Annotated in this window: 19 protein-coding genes, 2 pseudogenes and 1 riboswitch; of the genes and pseudogenes, 12 read left to right on the forward strand and 9 right to left on the reverse strand. The window is 56.3% G+C overall.

Annotation, left to right across the window (positions count from 1 at the left end):
• The first annotated feature begins 26 nt into the window (after positions 1-26).
• The 7 genes from GKR98_10665 (at position 27) to GKR98_10695 (ending at position 5983) form a co-directional block, all read left to right on the forward strand.
• A complete protein-coding gene (locus tag GKR98_10665; protein ID QMU58614.1) occupies positions 27-1427 on the forward strand; it encodes an FAD-binding protein in 1401 nt (466 codons plus the stop codon).
• 71 nt (positions 1428-1498) lie between these two features.
• Complete coding sequence (locus GKR98_10670) at positions 1499-2080, forward strand: flavodoxin family protein (protein ID QMU58615.1); 582 nt, start codon at positions 1499-1501, stop codon at positions 2078-2080.
• On the forward strand, positions 2080-2703 hold the full coding sequence (locus GKR98_10675) for a flavodoxin family protein (protein ID QMU58616.1): 624 nt from the start codon (positions 2080-2082) through the stop codon (positions 2701-2703). Before GKR98_10670 ends, GKR98_10675 begins: the two co-directional genes overlap by 1 nt.
• On the forward strand, positions 2700-3497 hold the full coding sequence (locus tag GKR98_10680) for a creatininase family protein (GenBank protein QMU58617.1): 798 nt from the start codon (positions 2700-2702) through the stop codon (positions 3495-3497). Before GKR98_10675 ends, GKR98_10680 begins: the two co-directional genes overlap by 4 nt.
• Positions 3498-3879: 382 nt before the next feature.
• Positions 3880-4233, forward strand: coding sequence for a metalloregulator ArsR/SmtB family transcription factor (locus GKR98_10685; protein QMU58618.1), 354 nt, complete (start codon positions 3880-3882; stop codon positions 4231-4233).
• A gap of 1 nt (position 4234) precedes the next feature.
• On the forward strand, positions 4235-4729 hold the full coding sequence (locus tag GKR98_10690; GenBank protein QMU58619.1) for an SRPBCC domain-containing protein: 495 nt from the start codon (positions 4235-4237) through the stop codon (positions 4727-4729).
• A 39-nt stretch (positions 4730-4768) separates the two neighbouring features.
• Positions 4769-5983, forward strand: a complete 1215-nt coding sequence (locus tag GKR98_10695) for a site-specific DNA-methyltransferase (GenBank protein ID QMU58620.1) — start codon at positions 4769-4771, stop codon at positions 5981-5983.
• On the opposite strand, the pseudogene GKR98_10700 reads toward GKR98_10695, so the two are convergent.
• Positions 5980-6081, reverse strand: a pseudogene (locus GKR98_10700) (aspartyl-tRNA synthetase). The gene GKR98_10695 and the pseudogene GKR98_10700 overlap by 4 nt on opposite strands.
• 233 nt (positions 6082-6314) lie before the next feature.
• A complete protein-coding gene (locus GKR98_10705) occupies positions 6315-6680 on the reverse strand; it encodes a MerR family transcriptional regulator (protein ID QMU58621.1) in 366 nt (121 codons plus the stop codon).
• Positions 6681-6757: 77 nt separating this feature from the next.
• Between GKR98_10705 and GKR98_10710 the strand changes: the two genes are divergently transcribed.
• The gene (locus GKR98_10710; GenBank protein QMU58622.1) at positions 6758-7015 is read left to right on the forward strand and encodes a hypothetical protein; all 258 of its coding nucleotides are present in this window, start codon (positions 6758-6760) and stop codon (positions 7013-7015) included.
• A gap of 98 nt (positions 7016-7113) precedes the next feature.
• Here the strand turns inward: GKR98_10710 and gcvP are convergent, their stop codons facing one another.
• The 3 genes from gcvP to gcvT all read right to left on the reverse strand — a co-directional run bounded on the left by gcvP (position 7114) and on the right by gcvT (position 11536).
• Positions 7114-9966, reverse strand: coding sequence for an aminomethyl-transferring glycine dehydrogenase (gene gcvP / locus GKR98_10715; protein ID QMU58623.1), 2853 nt, complete (start codon positions 9964-9966; stop codon positions 7114-7116).
• A gap of 68 nt (positions 9967-10034) precedes the next feature.
• Positions 10035-10394 carry a glycine cleavage system protein GcvH gene (gene gcvH / locus GKR98_10720; GenBank protein ID QMU58624.1) on the reverse strand — a complete coding sequence of 120 codons (360 nt, stop codon included), beginning with the start codon at positions 10392-10394 and terminating at the stop codon, positions 10035-10037.
• Positions 10395-10414: 20 nt separating this feature from the next.
• On the reverse strand, positions 10415-11536 hold the full coding sequence (gcvT, locus tag GKR98_10725) for a glycine cleavage system aminomethyltransferase GcvT (GenBank protein QMU58625.1): 1122 nt from the start codon (positions 11534-11536) through the stop codon (positions 10415-10417).
• Between the two features lie 140 nt (positions 11537-11676).
• A riboswitch (glycine riboswitch) is annotated at positions 11677-11766 on the reverse strand.
• Positions 11767-11840: 74 nt separating this feature from the next.
• Between gcvT and GKR98_10730 the strand changes: the two genes are divergently transcribed.
• Positions 11841-12422, forward strand: coding sequence for a gamma-glutamylcyclotransferase (locus GKR98_10730; protein ID QMU58626.1), 582 nt, complete (start codon positions 11841-11843; stop codon positions 12420-12422).
• Here the strand turns inward: GKR98_10730 and GKR98_10735 are convergent.
• Both GKR98_10735 and GKR98_10740 read right to left on the reverse strand, forming a co-directional pair.
• Positions 12419-13756 carry an MATE family efflux transporter gene (locus tag GKR98_10735; GenBank protein ID QMU58627.1) on the reverse strand — a complete coding sequence of 446 codons (1338 nt, stop codon included), beginning with the start codon at positions 13754-13756 and terminating at the stop codon, positions 12419-12421. The genes GKR98_10730 and GKR98_10735 overlap by 4 nt on opposite strands.
• 73 nt (positions 13757-13829) lie before the next feature.
• Positions 13830-15155, reverse strand: coding sequence for a glutamate--tRNA ligase (locus GKR98_10740; protein ID QMU58628.1), 1326 nt, complete (start codon positions 15153-15155; stop codon positions 13830-13832).
• Between the two features lie 62 nt (positions 15156-15217).
• Between GKR98_10740 and GKR98_10745 the strand changes: the two genes are divergently transcribed.
• The 3 genes from GKR98_10745 (at position 15218) to GKR98_10755 (ending at position 17692) form a co-directional block, all read left to right on the forward strand.
• Positions 15218-15622 carry a neutral zinc metallopeptidase gene (locus GKR98_10745; GenBank protein QMU58629.1) on the forward strand — a complete coding sequence of 135 codons (405 nt, stop codon included), beginning with the start codon at positions 15218-15220 and terminating at the stop codon, positions 15620-15622.
• Between the two features lie 72 nt (positions 15623-15694).
• Entirely contained in the window at positions 15695-16627 is a 933-nt protein-coding gene (locus GKR98_10750) for an MBL fold metallo-hydrolase (protein QMU58630.1), read from the forward strand.
• Positions 16628-16741: 114 nt separating this feature from the next.
• Positions 16742-17692, forward strand: coding sequence for a hexose kinase (locus GKR98_10755; protein ID QMU58631.1), 951 nt, complete (start codon positions 16742-16744; stop codon positions 17690-17692).
• A gap of 162 nt (positions 17693-17854) precedes the next feature.
• Here the strand turns inward: GKR98_10755 and GKR98_10760 are convergent.
• Positions 17855-19036, reverse strand: a pseudogene (locus GKR98_10760) (aminoacetone oxidase family FAD-binding enzyme).
• 51 nt (positions 19037-19087) lie between these two features.
• Complete coding sequence (locus tag GKR98_10765) at positions 19088-20746, reverse strand: NAD+ synthase (GenBank protein ID QMU58632.1); 1659 nt, start codon at positions 20744-20746, stop codon at positions 19088-19090.
• Between the last annotated feature and the right edge of the window lie 126 nt (positions 20747-20872).

Below are 20872 nucleotides of genomic sequence, written 5' to 3' on the forward strand. Positions count from 1 at the left end.
GGCGCAAACATCACGAAAGCACAGACATGACTGCCAACATCGCCGCCGCCAAAGCCGCCCTCGCGCACCTCGATCTCGAGGAAAAGGACATCGCCATCAAAGCCGCCAGCCGCGACTTCTTCTGGTATTCCCCGGTCCTGAAAGACCGGCTCGATCACGTCACCGCCGATTTCGTGGTCCGCCCCCGCTCCGAGGCCGAGATCATCGAGGTCCTGAAAGCCTGCTACGAACACGACGTCCCCGTCACCACGCGCGGCGCGGGCACCGGTAACTACGGCCAAGCCATGCCGCTGGAAGGCGGCTGCGTTCTCCACCTGCGCCACTTCGACAAAGTCAAAGAAATCCACCCCGGCCGTGTCATCTCAGAACCCGGCGTCCTCCTGAAAGACCTGGATGCGGCCTGCAAGGACCACTCGGGGCAAGAGATCCGCATGTTCTCGTCCACCTGGGCCACTGCAACCATCGGCGGCTTCATCGCGGGTGGTTCCGGCGGCGTCGGCTCCTGCACCTGGGGGGCGCTCCGGGACCTCGGCAACATCATCCGCCTGCGCGTCATCACTATGGAAGCCGAACCCCGCACCTTGGAATTCACCGGCGAAGAACTCGCCCGCGTCTCCCACGCCTACGGCACCAACGGCATCATCACGGAAATCGAAATGCCCCTGGCCCCGGCCTACGATTGGGTCGAAATGTTTGTGGCCACCGACGATTTCATGGATGCCGTGCGCTATTCCGACGATCTCGCCAACCAAGACGGTATCCTGATCAAACTCGTCAGCGTTTACGAAGCCCCCACCGCCAAATCTTACTTCCAGCGTGTCGCCCCTTACGTCGAAGACAACACCAACCTCATCGGCCTCATGGTCGCGCCGCACTCGATGGACGGCTTCCTCACCTTCCTCGCCCGCCGCCCTGAGGCACGTCTCATCTACCGCAATGACGATCATGACTGGGCCCGCAACCCCGGCCCCGTCTATGAATACGGCTGGAACCACACCACGCTCCGCGCCCTGAAAGTTGACCCCTCGATCACCTATCTCCAGGTCCGCTACGGCCACCCGGATCATGTCGCCCTGATCGAAAAACTCCGCACTGATTTCACCCCCGAAGTGCTCCAGCACCTCGAAGTCATGCGCGAAAGCGGCAAAGTCATGTTCGCGGGCCTCAGCCTTGTGAAGTTCACTACCGAAGAACGGCTCGACGAGATCATCCAATTGCACGAAGACGCTGGCGCGATGATCTTCAACCCGCACCGCTACACCCTGGAAGAAGGCGGACGCCAAACCGTCGATGACCGACAATTGCGGTTTAAACGCGAGGCTGACCCAAAGGGCCTTCTGAACCCCGGCAAGATGATCGCCTGGAATGATCCCGACTGGAAATACGACCGCATGTACGCCCACCCCAAGTTAATGAAGGCTGAATGACCCGTGCGCAGGCACCGACGTAATACCGACGTAATACCGACGCGATACCGAACGACTAATTCGGGGTCCAGATGACCCGCGCTCTGGTCCTATTTGCGCACCCCTGCGGCGAGAGTTTTGCCGCCGCTTTGCACACGAAAACCGTTGAAACCCTGACCAAACGCGGTTGGGATGTCGACGACTGCGACCTTTACCAGGAAGGCTTCAATCCCGTGCTCTCCCCTGAAGAACGCCGCGGTTATCACGACGAAGCAAGCAACACCAAACCCGTCCAATCGTATGTCGACCGGCTGATGAAAGCCGAGGCCTTGGTCCTCTGCTTCCCTGTCTGGAACTTCGGTTACCCCGCTATTCTCAAAGGTTTTTTTGACCGCGTTTTTCTCCCCGGCGTTTCGTTTCGTCTTGAAAATGGACAGGTCGCCAGCAACCTCACCCACATTAAAAAACTCGCCGCCATCACCACCTACGGCGGCACCCGTGCTCGCACAGCCATCGCCGGGGATCCCCCGCGCAAATTGGTGAAACGTCACCTTTGGTTCGTCACCAAACCTGAAAAACTCCGCTACCTCGCGCTCTACGACATGAACCGCGTTACCGAAGAAAAACGCGCGAATTTCCTCAATAAAGTCCAACAAGAAATGCAAACCCTCTGATGCGCGCCCTGGTCATATACTGTCACCCGCGCAACACCAGCTTCACCGCTGCCGTCTGCGATAGGGTCATGGAAAAACTGCAAAGTTCCGGGGTCGAGGTTCGCCTGACCGATCTTTACGCCCGTGACTTCGACCCGATCCTCACGGCCAAAGAACACGAAGGCTACGAGACCTGCCCAGACAATTGTACCCCCGTTCAACAGGACGTCGACGACATTCGATGGTGCGATACGTTAATCTTTGTTTATCCAACTTGGTGGTATGGTCTTCCCGCGATCCTAAAAGGCTGGCTTGATCGCGTTTTGCTGCCAGACGTCGCATTTTTGATGCCCGACGAAGACAACAAAACCATCCGACCCGGCCTGAAGCACATCAAAAATCTTGGCGTCTTCACGACCTGCGGCGCCAGTTGGTGGCTCACAACCCTTGTTGGCGCACCGGGCAAGCGCACACTTCTGCGCGGCGTCGGTTTCCTCTGTTCACAACCCTTGAACAAGGTCTTTGCCGCCCATTTCCTCATGGACACATCCACTGACGAGAGCCGCAAACGCCATCTGGAAGCTGTTGACTCCAAGATGAATAAACTTCTGAAAAACAACCGAAAATCAAAGGTGGCCGCATGACCAAACGTTTCTTTTGGGCCGACTATCGAACCACCGAGTTCGAAGGCCTTGATCCCGAGAAAACCATCGCCATCCTGCCCACAGCTGCCATTGAACAGCACGGCCCACATTTACCCACTGGCACCGACACGATGATCGCCCAGGGTATGATTGACGAACTGTGTCGCCAGTGCCCCGACAATCTCGACATTCGCATCCTGCCCATCCAAGCGGTTGGCAAATCCAACGAACATCTCCACGCCCCCGGCACCCTGACTCTCACCGCAGAAACTGCCCTCACGGCTTGGCGCGAGATCGGTCTCTCTGTCGCCCGCGCCGGTGTCCGCAAACTGGTCATCGTCAACAGCCACGGCGGAAATCTGGATTTGATTTCAATCCTTTCGCGCGAGTTGCGTGTCCAGGCGGGCATGCTCGCCGTCAAATCCCAATGGTTTGGTTTCGGCGCGCCCAAAGGCATCTACTCTGATCGTGAAAACGCATACGGCATCCACGGCGGCGACCGGGAAACCTCGCTGATGCTTCACTTTCGCCCCGACACGGTTGATATGTCCAAAGCCATCGATTTCGCTTCAACCGCCGAAGCCGCCACCATCCCACCTATCGGCCCCTTGTCCTATGGCTGGGTTGCGTCCGATCTGAACCCGGCAGGAACCGTCGGCGAGGCGCATCTGGCGACCGCCGAAAAAGGCGAACGCACCTGCAAGCACCAGATCAAGGGCTTTGTCGATCTGTTGCAAACCGTCGCAGATCACCCAATCGGCGATTTTGCACCCACAAAGGATGGCCCACGTTAATCTAACTGTAACCAGATATTGACTTCGGATTCACTTCCGGGTGCTATGTAACAAGCAGGTAAACTGTTGGGGCCGGCAACGACCGGATGATAAAATGGCAATCGGCGCAGTAATTTTCAGCTTTCCCGTGGCATTCGTCGGGGCCCTTTGGCTCAAAATGATTCATGGTTTTTCAGCAACCGAAACTTTGGGTGCCTATTCGATTATGGGATTCGCGGTTTTGACCACCGTTTTGGCCGCCCTATCACTGGCGCTCTTACGCGAAAACTGAGCAACCTTTCGAATAATTCAATAATACCAATAAGTTAAAGATCCAATAGACTGGACGTCGACTCCCGTTGACATCTATCGTCTTTTCAATAACCATATAGTTATGGAATAAATTGGTTATAATCCACCACCCGAAACGCTGAACGCGGTCTTTTCCGCGCTCGCTGATCCCACCCGTCGCCAGATACTGGCACGCCTCAGCGATGGTCCGGCATCCGTCGGTGAACTGGCCGAACCCTTCGACATCAGCCAGCCCGCCGTATCCAAACACCTGAAATCCTTGGAGCGCGCCGGCCTCATCCACCGCGACATCGACAAACAAAGACGACCTGCCACTCTAAACGCCGCCCCAATGAAAGCCGCTATAGGGTGGCTGGAAGAATTCCGAAAACACTGGGATGTCCGCCTCGACCGGCTGGACGACCTTCTTGAAGACCTGAAATCAAACGCCGACGAAAGGCACTGACATGACCGACCTGCCAACTTATGTCCTTGAACGCACCTTCGATGCTCCCCGTGCCCTCGTCTGGCGCGCCTGGACAGACCCCGAGCTTCTGGCCCGCTGGTATGGCCCCGGCGTCGAAACGATCATTCACAAACTCAAGGTTGCCGCAGGCGGTGAATGGCTATGTGAAATGCGTTGGGGCGAAAACCAAAATTATCAACGCGTCGACTACACCGAAGTCGTCGAACCCGAAAAACTGGTTTGGCTCCAGTCCGTTACCGACGAAAATTGGGCACCTGTGGATAATCCGATGATGCCCAACTGGCCTCAGGTCCTACTGACAACCGTCACCTTCGCCGACGCGGGCGACAAGACCCACATGCGCCTCACCTGGGTGCCCCACGATGCCTCACAACAAGAGATCGACGCCTTCGATCAGGCCTTGGCCAACCTCGATCGCGGCTGGGCTGCCGGCATGGACATCATCGCGGAAATTCTCGCCGAATTGCAGGCCTAGTCCCTGTACAATATCCATAGGGGCGGCTAGGCTGCCCCTATGTCTCTAGAGCTTCCCACCCCCTCAACATCGGCACACCGACTGATCGATGATATCCTTTCATTCAAAGATTTCGGCAGGCCGACCCGACAGGAAACCGTCGAAGGCATTCCTTATTACGCGAATGAATTCTGGACTTCGGCCCAACGCAAATCCCATGCCTTGCACGAAGTCTCGTATCGGGCGTGCTTTAAGGCTCAGTTACCGCGTTTCTTTATCGACCGGCTCACAAGCGCCGGAAACACAGTCATGGACCCCTTCATGGGGCGCGGAACAACGCTGATCGAGGCCGCGCTCGCCGGTCGCAATGTTGTGGGCAACGACATCAATCCACTTTCAACGCTGTTGACAAGGCCACGTCTGTGCCCGGTGGATCTGAACACTATCAAAACAGCACTCGCAGACATCGACTGGTCCAATGGCACACCCACGCGCCATGACCTCGATCCCTTTTTTCATCCCGAAACTCTCCGTCAAATTGAAGCTTTGCGCCTATGGCTTGAACGCCGCGCCCCACTTGAAAACCATTCCCCAGATCCAACTGCAGACTGGATCCGTATGATTGCCCTCGGCCGACTGTCAGGACATTCATCCGGCTTTTTTTCCGGTCGGTCTATGCCGCCCAATCAGGCCGTGTCGCTAAAATCCCAGCAAAAAATCAATGACCGTCTGGGCTTAACGCCGCCCATTCGCGATGTGGCAGCCATTATTCTTAAGAAATCAAAGTCACTGTTGCGTAACGGCACACTCACCGATCCTGCCATCGCAAACATTCAGACGGGCCCTGCCTGGCGCATCTCACAACCTGACGTTTCAGTAGATCTGACGGTCACATCACCGCCATTCCTGGACATCGTCGATTATGCTGGCGACAATTGGCTTCGCTGTTGGTTCGCTGGCATTGATCCAAATGCGGTCGCGATCGATCACCACCGCAACATTGCCGACTGGACTGCCATGGTCACCCGCGTTTTAAAGGATCAGGCCCGTGTGCTCCGCCCAGGTGGCATCATCGCATTCGAAGTTGGCGAGGTGCGCAATGGCAGAGTTTTATTAGAACAACTGGTCTGGAAAGCCGCCAGTGACCTTCCGTTCAACCGTTTGGGGGTCATGATCAATTCTCAGAATTTCACCAAAACGGCAAACCTCTGGGGCGTTTCAAACGGCACCAAAGGCACCAATACCAATCGCATAGTTCTCTTGGAACGCCGTTAGCGGCCCAGTCCCGGCCCCAAATGGCGGCCAAAGATGCCTACCAGTCGTTCTTCCCACCCGCCATTTCCATATTCGAATGCGTATCTTGGGATTTTCTCAAACATATCATCGGAAAGCTCAATCGTGCCATTGCTCGGATCATACGCAGCCTGAAGCGCCGTCAGCAAATCCTGCCAACCGCCTTCCCCGTTGACCGGCATCATCAAATGCCGAATTTCCCCGGCGTTCAGAACAACAGTTTTCATTCACTCTTTCCTAAGATCGTCGCCCAACCTCTCAAAAATCTGTGTTCAGATTAGGACAATTTTAGGACTGTTCTGCTACTGACGTCTTACTCTGATAACGGTGCGATCCTCAGTGCCGTCCGGGTCTCTTTCAAAGTTTGAAGAAATCTTTCGGATGCAGCTAAACGTTCTTCCACTTCGGCAATCTTGTCCGCCAAAAACTGATCGCCATCAAAGTCGTCTCCGTCATCGGCGTAAAGCTGACCAAGCAAAATTGATAAATCTGCAATACTCATTCCCGCCGACTGGGCATCTCTGACCACCTCCAACGTAAAAACTGCCTCTTCGGGATAGTCTTTATAGTTGTTCGATGACGCGGCTCCCGACCGGGCCTCGATCAACCCCTGCCGCTCGTAAAAGCGAATGGCGTCGCGGCTGACACCTGCCCGCCGCGCAAGTTCACCTATTCGCATGATAATAACCGTTGACAATGGACCATGGTTTTAACTTTATTGATTCAGACTCGAAATTCAACCCCGGGGACTCCCAAATGGGTACACGATGTGAAAGCTGCGGCATGCCGCTGAACAAAGACCCAAAAGGCGGCGGTTCCGAAACGGACGGGTCACTCAGCACAAGATACTGCTCCATTTGTTACACTGATGGGGCTTTTCGCCACCCCGATGTCACCGTGGAAGTATTCCAGAAACATTGCGTTGATGCACTTGCCCAAAAAGGCATGCCGCGCATCATGGCCTGGGCCTTCACCCGTGGCATCCCAAAACTAAATCGCTGGAAGAATGCCTGAAAGGCCCATTCTTTCTGGCGAAAATACTCCCGCCGGAGGCACCGCGACGCCCCGTTAGGGGCGGCGCAATATCGAATAAGCAGGCCAGCGCATTCCGCTCATTCAGCCGCTTCCAGATAATCTTCCAGCGGCGGGCATGTGCACACCAGATGCCGGTCGCCATAAACATTGTCGACCCGGTTCACTGGTGGCCAATATTTGTCGACCCTGAAAGCACCCGGCGGATAGCATCCCAGTTCACGCGAATAGGGCCGGTTCCACTCACCGACCAAATCCTCAACCGTGTGCGGCGCACGTTTCAGCGGGTTATTCTCGGTATCCGCCTCGCCGGTTTCCACCGCCCGGATCTCTTCGCGTATCGCTAACATCGCGTCACAGAACCGGTCCAGTTCGGCTTTGTTTTCCGACTCTGTCGGCTCGACCATCAAAGTGCCCGCCACTGGCCAGCTCATCGTCGGCGCATGAAAACCGTTATCAATCAATCTCTTGGCAATATCGTCGACGGTGATATGGGCGCTTTCATCGAAGGGTCGCGTGTCCAGAATACACTCATGCGCCACCCGCCCATTTACACCTTTGAACAAAACGTCGTAAGCGCCCTCAAGCCGCTTGGCGATGTAGTTGCCATTCAAAATGGCAACCTTCGTGGCTTGGGTCAGTCCCGCACCGCCCATCATCAGAATATAGGCCCAAGGGATCATCAGAATGCCCGGCGAGCCATATGGCGCCGCGCTCACCGGCCCTTCACGACCGCCGGTTTCAGGATGCCCTGGCAGGAACGGCGCCAAATGCGCCTTCACCCCAATCGGCCCCATACCGGGCCCGCCTCCACCATGGGGAATGCAGAAAGTTTTGTGCAGGTTCAAATGGCTCACGTCCGAACCAATCTCACCGGGCTTGGCCAGTCCCACCATTGCATTCAGGTTCGCCCCATCCAGATAGACCTGCCCCCCATATTCATGGGTAATCTCGCAAACTTCCCGCACCGTTTCCTCAAACACGCCATGGGTCGACGGATAAGTGATCATACAGGCCGCCAAACGATCGCCAGCGTCTTCTGCCTTGGCGCGAAAATCCTCCAGATCAATATCGCCATTGGCAGCAGAGGCCACGACCACAACCTTCATCCCGCACATCTGTGCGCTGGCCGGGTTGGTGCCATGGGCGGACACCGGGATCAAACAAACCTCGCGCTGATCGTCTCCGCGCGCCCGATGATAGGCTGCAATCGTCAACAGGCCGGCGTATTCTCCCTGCGCACCAGAATTCGGCTGCATCGACATCGCGTCATAGCCCGTCATGGTACAAAGCTTGGCTGACAAGTCTTCGACCATTTCGGTATACCCCTCGACCTGATCGCCCGGTGCAAAAGGATGAATATTCGAAAAGTCAGGCCAGGTAACGGGCATCATCTCGGCGGCCGAGTTCAACTTCATTGTGCAGGACCCGAGCGGTATCATCGCCCGGTCCAATGCTAAATCACGGTCACCCAGACGTCGCATATACCGCATCATCTCGGTTTCAGCCCGGTTCATATGGAACACAGGATGGGTCAGATAATCACTTGTCCGGTGATACTCGACCGGAAGACGCGTATAGCCTGCTTCAAAATCATCGCGACTAAGGTTCAGACCAAATGCACGCCACACCGCTTCCAACGTGGCCGGACGCACTGTCTCGTCCACTGCAATCCCGATCTTGGTTTCGCCTACCTTGCGGAAATTGATTTTCTCCCGCTTGGCCGCAGCGATGATCACGCCTTGCAATGACCCGACTTCAACTGTGAACGTATCGAAAAACTGTTGTGGTTCAACAGTATAGCCCCCAGCCTCCAAACCCATCACCAGTCGCTCAGTCTTACGGTGAATCCGTTGTGCAATGGCTTTGAGACCCTCAGGACCGTGGAATACCGCATAGAACGAGGCCATAACCGCCAACAAAGCCTGCGCCGTGCAGACATTTGATGTCGCCTTTTCGCGGCGAATATGCTGCTCCCGGGTTTGCAGCGAAAGGCGATATGCCTTGTTGCCGCGCGCATCAATTGACACACCGACCAGCCGCCCCGGCATAGCCCGCTTTAGCTTATCACCACAGGCCATATAGGCCGCATGGGGGCCGCCATATCCCATTGGCACCCCAAACCGCTGGGTCGAGCCTACGGCAATATCCGCTCCCATTGCGCCCGGCTCTTTTAACAAGGTCAATGCCAGGGGATCTGCAATCACGATGCCCAAGGCCTTGGCTTCATGCAGCGCAGCCATCTGACCAGTGAAATCGCGGACGTGTCCAAAGGTGCCCGGGTATTGGAAAACAGCCCCGAATACGGCCGATGCGTCCATGTCGTCCGGTGCTCCGACGATCACTTCGATACCTAAAGGCGCGGCGCGGGTTTGCATCACTGCGATGTTCTGTGGATGGCAGTTTTCGTCGACAAAGAACGCGGTTGCCTTCGACTTTGCCAATCTCTGCGTCATGGTCATCGCCTCGGCCGCCGCTGTCGCCTCGTCCAGAAGCGAAGCGTTAGCGATCTCCAAACCCGTTAGGTCCGAAATCATCGTCTGATAATTCAACAACGCTTCCAGCCGGCCCTGGCTAATCTCCGGCTGATAAGGCGTGTAAGCCGTATACCAAGCCGGGTTTTCCAGTATTTTCCGCTGGATCGCCGGGGGCGTGACAGTGCCGTAATACCCCTGCCCGATCATGGTCGTGAAGACTTTGTTTTTCTGAGCAATTTTGCGCATGTGCCACAACAGTTCACGCTCTGACATGGGCTTTTCAAACTCAAGCGGCTCGGCCTGACGGATCGATTCCGGAACTGTCTGATCAATCAGTTCATCCAGAGAGGAAACGCCCAAGACTTTAAGCATCTCTTCCATTTCAGCCGGAGACGGCCCGATATGGCGGCGGTTTGCAAAATCATAAGGCAGATAATCGGTCGGGGTAAAAGTCATGGCAAACTCCGGCTCAGCCCAGAAGTCGCTTTCCGACTTCCGGTTCACACAATTTCGTCAGTGCCTTGTCAGGCAATCATCTCGTTATAGGCTTCTTCGTCCATCAGCGCGTCTAACTGGCTCATGTCTTCAACCTTCATTTTGAAGAACCAGGCTTCACCGGTCGGGTCTTCGTTCACGAGGCCAGGATTGTCGTCCAGCGCGTCGTTCACCGCGACGATCTCACCATCAACCGGGGCAACGATGTCCGAAGCAGCTTTGACACTTTCAATGACGCAAATTTCGTCGCCAGTAGAAACCTGAGTTTCGGTCTCTGGTAGTTCAACAAAAACGACATCGCCCAGTTGGGTCGATGCATGCTCGGTGATACCAACAACAACCAGGTCTCCATCAACCTTTAGCCATTCGTGATCTTCAGTGTATTTCATTTTTTCGCTCTCCCTGTAATTCAGCGTTTATAAGTTGACGGTCTGAACGGCATATCTGCCACCGTAACGGCCATGCGTTTGCCACGCACTTCACCTTCCAGTGTCGTGCCGGTTTCCGCAACATCTGTCGTGACATATCCCATGGACATCGCCCGTTCGATCGACGGTCCATATGCGCCCGAGGTCACCACACCGACTTTGCGATCACCCGAGAAAATCTCAGTGCCTGCGCGCATTGGTGCCCGACCTTCGGGCAACAGGCCGACACGGCGACGTCCCGCGCCTTTTTCAAATTCCGCTATGATCCGGTCCGCACCAGGAAAGCCCCCTGCCCGATCACCACCGTTGCGACGAACCTTTTGCACGGCCCATTCCAACGCCGCCTCAACCGGTGACGTGGTGGTATCCAGGTCTGATCCGTAAAGGCAAAGACCGGCTTCAAGCCGCAATGAGTCCCTTGCACCAAGACCAATCGGCGCAACCGCCTCAATATCCAAAAGCGATCTTGCGAACTTTTCTGCATCCGTATTCGGCACTGAAATTTCATAACCATCTTCGCCAGTATAGCCCGAGCGCGACACCCAAACCTCGACCCCGCTCCAGTCTAAAATACTGGAATCCATGAATTTCATGGCAGCCGCACCGGGAACAAGACTTTCAAGAGCAGCCTCTGCAGAAGGCCCTTGCAAGGCAACCAGCGACCGATCCGTGATTGGTTGAATTTCGCACGCCCCGCTCAAATTCTCCTGAAGATGGGCGATGTCATTTTCCTTGCAAGCGGCATTCACCACCAAAAGCAAATGATCGCCGCGGTTCGCAACCATTAGATCATCCATGATGCCGCCCGCATCATTGGTGAACAATGCATACCGTTGCCGCCCTTCTGCCAAAGCCAGAATGCTGACCGGCACCAGAGTTTCCAAGGCCGCTTGCGCATCCGCCAATACCCCTGACTTTGGCCGCAGGATCACCTGCCCCATATGGCTGACATCGAACAAACCGGCGGCCGTTCGCGTATGCAGATGCTCTTTCATCACTCCGGCGGAGTATTGAACAGGCATGTCGTAGCCCGCGAACGGCACCATTTTGGCGCCCTCGGACAGATGCAGATCGTAAAGCGGCGTACGGCTCAGCTCGGACATCATCGTCTCCATCGAATTGCCGGCTGCGCACCGGACACCTTTCAGGCAAAAACCTTGCCCGTTGGTGCCCCCTCTGTCCTTTCGCCTGAGATCGTTATCCCTTCGGCGGGTCCATTTACGGACCACTCTCCAGAGTGTTCTTCACATCGACGGTCCTAGCGCCTGAGAGTTTACCGGGGCGGTTGCTCCTTCGGCACCGGGTCGGACCCGGATTCTCCCGTCGAATGTATGCAAGCGATAAGGGCAAATTCAGATTCTGGCAACCCCTTGCATACCGTCGTCGACCAAAGCAGGATAACCGCTGATGACACCTTACTTTTTTGGATACGGCTCGCTGGTGAATCGGGCTACTCACGACTATGTGCAGGCTCATCCGGCGCGGATCGCCGGTTGGCGGCGTGCCTGGCGGCATGTTGAAGGGCGCCGCGTTGCCTTCCTGACAGCGGTGCCAGATTCGGAGTCTCAAATTGACGGTTTACTGGCCGAAGTGCCGGGCGGCGCTTGGGCCGATCTGGATGCGCGCGAGCATTCTTATGATCGGATCGGCGCGCCATCAGTTCAACACGACCTGATCGGCAACCCCGACATTCAAATCTATCATGCGCCGCCCGAACGCCATGTGAATGCCAGCAATCATCGTCCCATATTGCTGAGCTACATCGACGTTGTGGTCCAAGGATATCTGCGCGAGTTTGGTGACCAAGGTGTAACCAATTTCTTCGAGACTACGGACGGCTGGGATGCACCAATCCTGAATGACAGAGATGATCCAATTTATCCGCGGCACCAAATTCTGACGCGTGATGAGACGGCCCTGTCCGACCATCATATGCAAAAATTGGGGGTTCAGATCGTCTACGGAGCTGACGCCGCGTTTCGTGCTTAGCGTCGCAGGTGCAGCAATCCGTGCAAGCGACCCTGACGCGCGAAAGGTTCGGGTTTTTCAACTTCATCGGGGTTAACGTTCAGAACTTTGCGCGCCAAAATAAGCGTTATTGCCGCGAAAATTGCGCCACCAACCGCTTGACCGATTAATACACCCGGCGCGCCCCACCAGGCGGCTCCGATGATAACAAATGGAATGGTTCCAATGGTATGGCGACCCCAATTGATCCAGGTCGAATAAAACGGGTGGCCGAGGTTATTGAACGCCGCGTTGCCGACAAAGATTGCGCCGTTGAAAAAGAAGGCCAGCGCCAGAGGCCCGCAGAATAGGAAGATCAGATCCTTTGCCAATCCATCCGCTTCAAACAACGCGACAATCGGCCCACGCAGGAAGAACAGGACGATGGATACAAAGACGACAACAAGCCCGGTAAATATCAGTGCCTCGCGGAAGGCCTGCTTTACCCGGTCCTGCTGACCAGCCCCGAAGTTCTGCCCGATAATAGGACCAACTGCCCCGGAAAGCGCGAACAACACGCCAAACGCAATAGGCGTCATCCGCCCGACAATCGCCATACCGGCAACGGCCCCTTCGCCGTATTCGGCCATGGACCGTGTGACGTAAGCCTGCCCAATGGGCGTTGCCAGCTGCGTCAAAATTGCCGGTGCCGCAATGGTCAATACCGGCGGCAAATCCGACATAAGATTTGGGATAGAAGGCCTTGTAAAACCTCCATAAAATCGAATAATAGGCAACACACCGAAAAAGGCGATCGCAAACCGCGCTGCGACGCTTGCCAGCGCGGCGCCGGTCAACTCAAGGTCCAGTCCAAAGATCAAAATCGGGTCCAGAACGGCATTCACCAGCCCGCCCCAGACTGTCGCCATCATTGCGCGTCGCGCATCACCATGGGCGCGCAAAATCGCGCCACCCACCATGCCCATCAAAAGGAAAGGCAATGTCGGTATGATGATTGCCAAGTAACTGACGGCAAGCTCCAGCGTTTCGCCTTTGGCCCCCATCAGGCTGGCCAACGTCTCTAGATTCATCCAGACAAGGCCGGAAAAAATTGCCCCGAACAGCACGCCGAAAATAAGAACATTCGTCGCGCGGCTTTTTGCCAGTTCTTCGTCGCCAGCACCCAACGCGCGGGCCACCAAGGCTCCGGCCGCGATGGCCATGCCGATTCCGAATGAAGAGGTGAAGAAAAGTATCGCGCCAGCGTATCCAATTGCCGCCGCCAACTCGGCTTTGCCCAGCATCGAGATAAAGATCATGTCGACGAAATCGACGACGAAAACCGCCATAAGACCTACGGAAGCCGTCAAAGACATCACTGTGATGTGCTTGAATAGACTGCCTTCCAGAAATTTGGCAAAATTCTTACGATAAGATTTTTCGCCGTCCTTAACCCAGCGTCGGCTTTTTTTGCAAAAGCGGCATCACCTGCGCCATTTCGGGACCGCGTTGTTGACCGGTCACAGCTAACCGCAATGGCATGAACAAACCTTTACCTTTGCGCCCGGTCGCTTCTTTTACGGCGCTGGTCCAACTGCTCCAGGTCTCTGCCGAATAGGGCGGATCGCCCAGCATTTCGAACGCAGTTGCCACGAACGCGCGATCTTCGTCGCCGACAATCGGCGTAGCGCCTTCTGAAAATAGCGTCCACCACGGCGCAATGTCGGCGCGCGTATTGACGTTGCCTTTGACGGCTGCCCAAAAATCCCCGGCCACGGCGTCCGGAATCCCGGCGGCGTTTATTTCTGCAGCCACATCTTCGACAGGCAATGCCGAAACATACCGATGCGTAAGTGGCTTTAAATCCTCGACATCAAACTTGGTTGGGGCCGAACCGAAGCGCGCAATATCAAATCCGTCGATCAACTCGTCATGACTTGTGCGCAATTCAACGGGATCAGATGACCCAATCCGCGCCATCAACGACAGAACCGCCATTGGTTCGATCCCTTCGGCCCGCAAATCGCGCAAGGCAAGTGTTCCCAGCCGCTTTGACAACGCCTCGCCACCGGGGCCAGTCAACAGTGAATGATGGGCAAACTCGGGCACTTTACCGGCCAGCGCCCTGATCATTTGGATCTGGGTTGCAGTGTTGGTTACGTGATCAGAGCCCCGAACCACATGGGTCACACCCATTTCGGTGTCATCCACGACTGACGCCAAAGTATACAGGAACTGGCCATCCTGCCGGATCAGGACCGGATCGCTGACAGACGCCGCATCAATCGACACATCGCCCAAAATGCCATCGGTCCATTCGATCCTGTTTTGGTCCAGCTTGAACCGCCAAACGCCTTCTCCACGCTCGGCCCGAAGGGCCGTTTTCTCGTCATCCGACAACGCCAGCGCTGCCCGATCATAGACCGGCGGTCGACCCATATTCAGCAGTTTCTTGCGCTTCAGGTCCAGCTCGGTTGGCGTTTCCCACGCTTCGTAGAACCGGCCCATTTCGCGCAGTTTGTCGGCAGCGCCGGTATATAAACCCAACCGGTCTGACTGGCGTTCGACCCGGTCCCATGTCAGACCCAGCCACTCTAGGTCTTCATAGATGGCATCAACATATTCCTGCTTCGAGCGTTCAGGGTCGGTGTCATCCAACCGCAGAATGAAAGTGCCACCGGCTTTACGCGCAATCAGCCAGTTGAACAGCGCGGCACGCAGGTTGCCAACGTGCAGATATCCGGTCGGTGATGGGGCAAAGCGGGTCGTGGTCATAAGTCTCTCCTGATCGGGCCGAGGCTCTTTCATAGACTGGACATTTTGTCCATATGGAAGGCATGGATTGGACAGACGCAACCGCCCCAGATGCCGCCCAGATTGAGGGCATGGCTGTCGCTGCCCGTGCAGCTCTGCCAGAAGTCTTTCGCGGCGAAGCAATGAAGGTTGCGCTGATCGTCGAAGAATTCGCGACGAACGAAACCTTGCAAGATCTTGAAATCGAAGACCCATTCACGCTGACCGGGCTTTATGATGGGGTCCCGCTGATCGAAAAATCCGTGATGGACCAGCCAACACAGCCGGACACAATCCGGTTATACCGGCGCGCAATTCTTGACGAATGGGTGGCACGAGTGAACATCCCTTTGGCGGCGCTGGTTGCGCATGTCTATGTGCATGAGTTGGCGCATCACTTTGGCTGGTCTGACGACGACATTGCCACAATCGACAAGTGGTGGACCTGACGCACGTTGCCTGTGCGCATGTGGATCAAGACCTTGGCCGCCCTAGCTATTTCTCTAGCAGGAGGAACAAACATGACTATACCCACACTATCCCGTCGCGCTGCCCTGGCAGGCGCCGCCGCTTTGCCGCTGATGAGCGCATTGACTTCAACCCAGGCTCGCGCTGGCGGGCATGCAGCCTCACCAAACAGCATCCATCACCGGTTCAGTTTGGGTGACTTCGAATGTGCAACGCTTTTGGTCGGCTCCAGTGTTTTTGACCGGGATCCGCAAGGTGCTTTCGGAATAAACGTTTCGAAGGAAGAGTTCGTAGCCGCCAGTGAAGCAGCTTTTATCCCTGCCGACCGGATGCGGGGGTTCTTTACACCGACCGTTGTTAACACCGGCACCGAGATCGTCTTGTTTGATACCGGACTTTCGGCAGCGGGAACCGGCGCGGCCCTTGCCGCTGCGGGAATTGCACCCGAGGACGTTGATGTGGTGGTGATTACCCACATGCACGGCGATCACATCGGGGGCATGACGGACAGCGATGGCAATCTGACATTTGCCAACGCGCGCTTCGTTGCCGGCCAGGTGGAATATGACCATTGGGCTGGCACCGGAAACGAGCGGTTCGAGGGCAAAGTGCGACCCTTTGCTGACCGGATCGAATTTGTCGGTGATGGGCATTCAGTGGCGTCTGGCATCACCTCGGTCGCCGCCTTTGGTCATACGCCCGGCCATATGGCTTATCATTTGGAATCAAGTGGTTCGCGGCTGCTCTTAATGGCGGACACAGCCAACCACTACATCTGGTCTGTTGGGTATCCCGATTGGGAGGTGCGCTTTGACATAGACAAGGCGGCGGCTGCCGTGACCCGCAAAAAGATACTTGGAATGGCGGCCGCAGATCGCATTCCGCTGGTCGGATACCACATGCCGTTTCCGGGTATCGGGTATATCGAACGGCTTGCGGATAACCGGTTCAACTACGTTTCCGCCAGTTATCAACTGCATCTTTAAGGCCGCCTCAGCGATCCGGCATCTGCCTAGGTGCCGGGCCCTTATCCACTTGCGATGGTGGCGCTAACACGGCATCCTTCTCCGGCTACACCCCCGAGTCGGACGGACAGGCCCATGAAGTCGCATATTCTCACGATAACGCTTAATCCCACGGTGGATTTCTGCACGACCTCGCCCGAAATCACGGCCGGGCCAAAACTGCGCTGCACCGAGCCACATATCGACCCCGGTGGAGGCGGCATCAATGTAGCACGCGCGATCAAATTGCTTGGCGGTCAGGCGACGGCGCTGGTTGCTATCGGTGGGGCGACAGGGGCGCATTTATTGCAGCTTCTGGCGCTGGAAGGTGTCCCCACGGTCGCCTTTCAGGGCCCCGGTGAAACCCGGCAGTCCATGTCGGTTATCGACCAGTCTGATGGCGAGCAATTTCGTTTTGTCATGCCCGGCCCGGTCTGGCGCGAAGACGATGTGCCGCGCGCCCTAAATTCGGTCGATCAATCCACGGGCGAGGACACGTTGGTTGTTCTATCAGGCAGCCAACCCCCTGGTGTTGCTAAAGATTTCCCGTCAATCCTGGCCAGCCACGTCAAAGGTCGCGAGGCCCGCCTGATCGTCGACACGAGCGGTCCTGCCCTGTTCCATCTGGCTGAAGAACCTCGCGACGCCTTGCATGTCCTGCGCATGGATGGTCCGGAAGGCGAGGAGCTTGCAGGCCGTCCGCTGCCCACACCCGAAGACACCGCTGAGTTTGCCCAGTCGCTTGTACAAGCTGGTGTTGCGCGGATTATTATCGTGGCGCGGGGCGCGGACGGTTCGGTTCTGGCAAGTGAAAATGGAAGCTGGCATTCGGTGGGTGCAGACGTTCCGGTGATCTCGAAAGTAGGTGCGGGCGACAGCTTTGTTGGGGCGTTCACATTGGCACTGGCAGGCAACGAACCGGTCGAGGAATGCTTGCGTTGGGGCGTTGCTGCGGCCAGTGCGGCGGTCACCACTGAGGCGACCCAGCTCTGTGACAAAGAGCATACCGAGCGGCTGTTGAACGACTGTACTTTGCGCCGGCTGTAACCCGCCCGGAACCCGAATTTCCGCTGTCTGTATCGCGTCGGTATCACGTCGGTATTGCGTCGGTGGACCCGAGCGGTGCGTTAAGAGGGCGTTAGGCATGGTCGTAGCGTGTCAGACTTTGAGCCGTACGACCGAAATAGAACCCGGCGATCATCTACGGCATTAAACTCGACCGCGCGCCGCACGCTCACCGATTTCCTGACCAGCGGCCACCCCCGACGACCAAGCCCACTGAAAATTATACCCGCCAAGCCAGCCCGTGACGTCAACGGCCTCTCCAATTGCAAACAGACCGGGAACTTTCTTGGCCTCCATGGTTTTTGAGGAAAGGTCAGCGGTATCGATGCCGCCAGCCGTCACTTCGGCTTTGGCATACCCTTCGGTGCCGGTGGGCCAGAACTGAAAATTCGTCAACTTGTCTGCCACGTCCATCAGTACACTGTCGGGCACATTTGCCAGTTCTTTGGTCACGCCCAACGTATCATGCAAAACGTCCGCCAATCGCTTGGGTAAATGCTCGGCCAAGGCGGCCTTCATGCCAGAGCGCGGCATCTGTCGCTTGGCCTGCTTCAGTGCAGTATGTGCGTTGGGAAATATGTTCAGCCAGATCGGTTGACCTGGCGACCAATAGGACGAGATTTGCAGGATCGACGGTCCGGACAAGCCGCGATGGGTGAAAAGTGCCGCTTCCTCAAACGATTTGTCTGCGACCCGCGCGATGGCGGGCACCGCGACGCCTGAAATGGATTTATAGGCTTGATCCCCATCACCCAAGGTAAACGGAACGAGCGCGGGACGAGGTTCAACAATCGACAACCCAAACTGGCGGGCAAGGTCATAGGCCAAACCGGTTGCCCCCATCTTCGGAATTGATGGACCGCCGGTCGCAAGGACCAGGTTTGGCGCGCTTCTGCCCAAAACATGAAATAGCCCGTCGCGGTGGACAACCTTTCCAACTTACGCCGACAGTTGCACTTCAACCTGCCCCTTCGCGCATTCGTCCAATAACATCGCGACAACCTGCCGTGCAGAGCCATCGCAGAATAGCTGCCCCAGAGTTTTTTCATGCCAAGCTATTTTGTGCCGTTCGATCAGGGCCAGAAAATCCCACTGGGTGTAACGGCTGAGGGCGGATTTGGCGAAATGGGGATTTTCGGACAGGTAACAGTCTGCCTCTGCCCCGGTGTTAGTAAAGTTGCAGCGCCCGCCACCGGATATCAGGATCTTTTTTCCGGCTTTGTCGGCGTGATCCAAAAGCAATACCTTTGCACCTGCCTGCCCGGCCGTAGCCGCCGCCAACAATCCAGCTCCGCCCGCACCCAAAATGATCGCATCTAACGTCATGATGTTCGTTTAAGGCTCCACTGGCGGAAGGACTTTCGTTGGCCGTATGACTTACGATTTATCGCGCCACCGGTTCACAATGGGATAGCGGCGATCCAGCCAGAAAGCACCGGGTGTGAGACGCGCGCCCGGTGCCGATTGGAACCGTTTGTATTCGGCGATGTAAATCAGGTGCTCGACCTTCTTCACCATGTCGCGGTCATATCCCATGGCAACCACATCGGCGACCGAGGCGTCCTTGTCGACCAATTGCTCAAGGATCACATCAAGCACCTCGTAAGGTGGCAGGCTATCGCTGTCTTTCTGGTCTTCGCGCAATTCGGCCGTCGGTGGCTTGTCGATCACGCGAGGTGGAATAACCTCACCCGCCGGGCCCATCATCCAGTCGCGGTGATTGGCATTGCGCCAGCGGCAGGTTTCGAACACCCGCATTTTATAAAGGTCTTTGATCGGGTTATATCCGCCCGCCATATCGCCATAGATTGTGGCATAGCCGACCGCGACCTCAGATTTATTTCCGGTCGTCAGCAGCATCTCGCCGTGTTTGTTCGAGATCGCCATCAGAAGAACGCCGCGCAGACGGGATTGGATGTTTTCTTCGGTCAGGCCGGGTTCCGTGCCAGAAAAGACTTCGGCCAAGGTGCCGTTCACGGCTGTTACCGGGTCCTTGATCGATACAGTATCCAGACGGGTGCCCAGATTGCGCGCCACTTCGCCCGCGTCTTCCAGCGAATCCTCTGAGGTGTATTTCGACGGCAACATCACACAGCGGACGTTTTCGGGACCCAGCGCGTCGGCGGCAATAGCGGCAACAATTGCGGAATCGATGCCGCCTGACAGGCCCAGCATCGCCTTTTTGAAGCCGGTCTTGCGGAAGTAGTCGCGCAGGGATTCGACCATAACGCGGTAATCCTGCTCCCATTCGTCAGGGAATTGGGCAATCTCGCCGGGGATCGCGCGCCATCCTTCGTCGGTTTCTTCGAAATCTACATGGGTGATCGCTTCATCGAAGACCGGCATGCGCACAGCCAACTCACCACCGGGGTTCAAGACGAAGGTGCCGCCGTCAAAGACCTGATCGTCCTGTCCGCCAATCATGTTGAGATAAACCAGCGGCAGGCCGGTTTCCACAACGCGGGCCACCATTTCGTTCAGACGGACATCATATTTGTTGCGATAATAAGGTGATCCATTGGGCACCAGTATGATCTCGGCCCCGGATTCTTCCAATGCTTCGGGCACATCTTCGTGCCAGGCGTCTTCGCAAATTGGCGTGCCAACACGTACAATGCCAAGGTCATAAGGGCCAGCCAATGGTCCCTGTTCGTAGAGGCGAACTTCGTCAAAGACAGTTTCATTGGGCAGGTTGTGTTTTAGCACCTGCCGCACCAGCCTCCCGTCTTTCAGCACATGGTAAGCATTATAAAGCTTGTTGCCCTGCAAAAGCGGGCCACCAATGCCCAGTGCAGGACCGTCTGCGCAATCCGCCATCAATTGGTCAATATGTGTCATGGCATCGCGGGCGAAGGCCGGTTTCATCACCAGATCCTGGGTGTTGTACCCGGTAACGAACATCTCGGGCAGCGCCACAAAGTCGGCGCCAGCGGCTTTGCCCGCCTCCCAGGCGCGGCGCGCCAAGGCGGCATTTCCCGCCAAATCCCCGACTGTCGGGTTCATCTGTGCAAGCGTAATACGGAAGCGTTTTGCCATCGTTTGCTCCTTTGCCCGAAGGTTGTCTTAGCAGAGATGTGCCTAAGGGAAAGACCGTTCACGGGGAAAAGCGTTGCGGGGGCTTCGGGCGTCGACTAGATTTAGCGCGCAGGCGATCAGATACGA

It is taken from the genome of Boseongicola sp., assembly GCA_014075275.1.
Taxonomy (GTDB): Bacteria; Pseudomonadota; Alphaproteobacteria; order Rhodobacterales; family Rhodobacteraceae.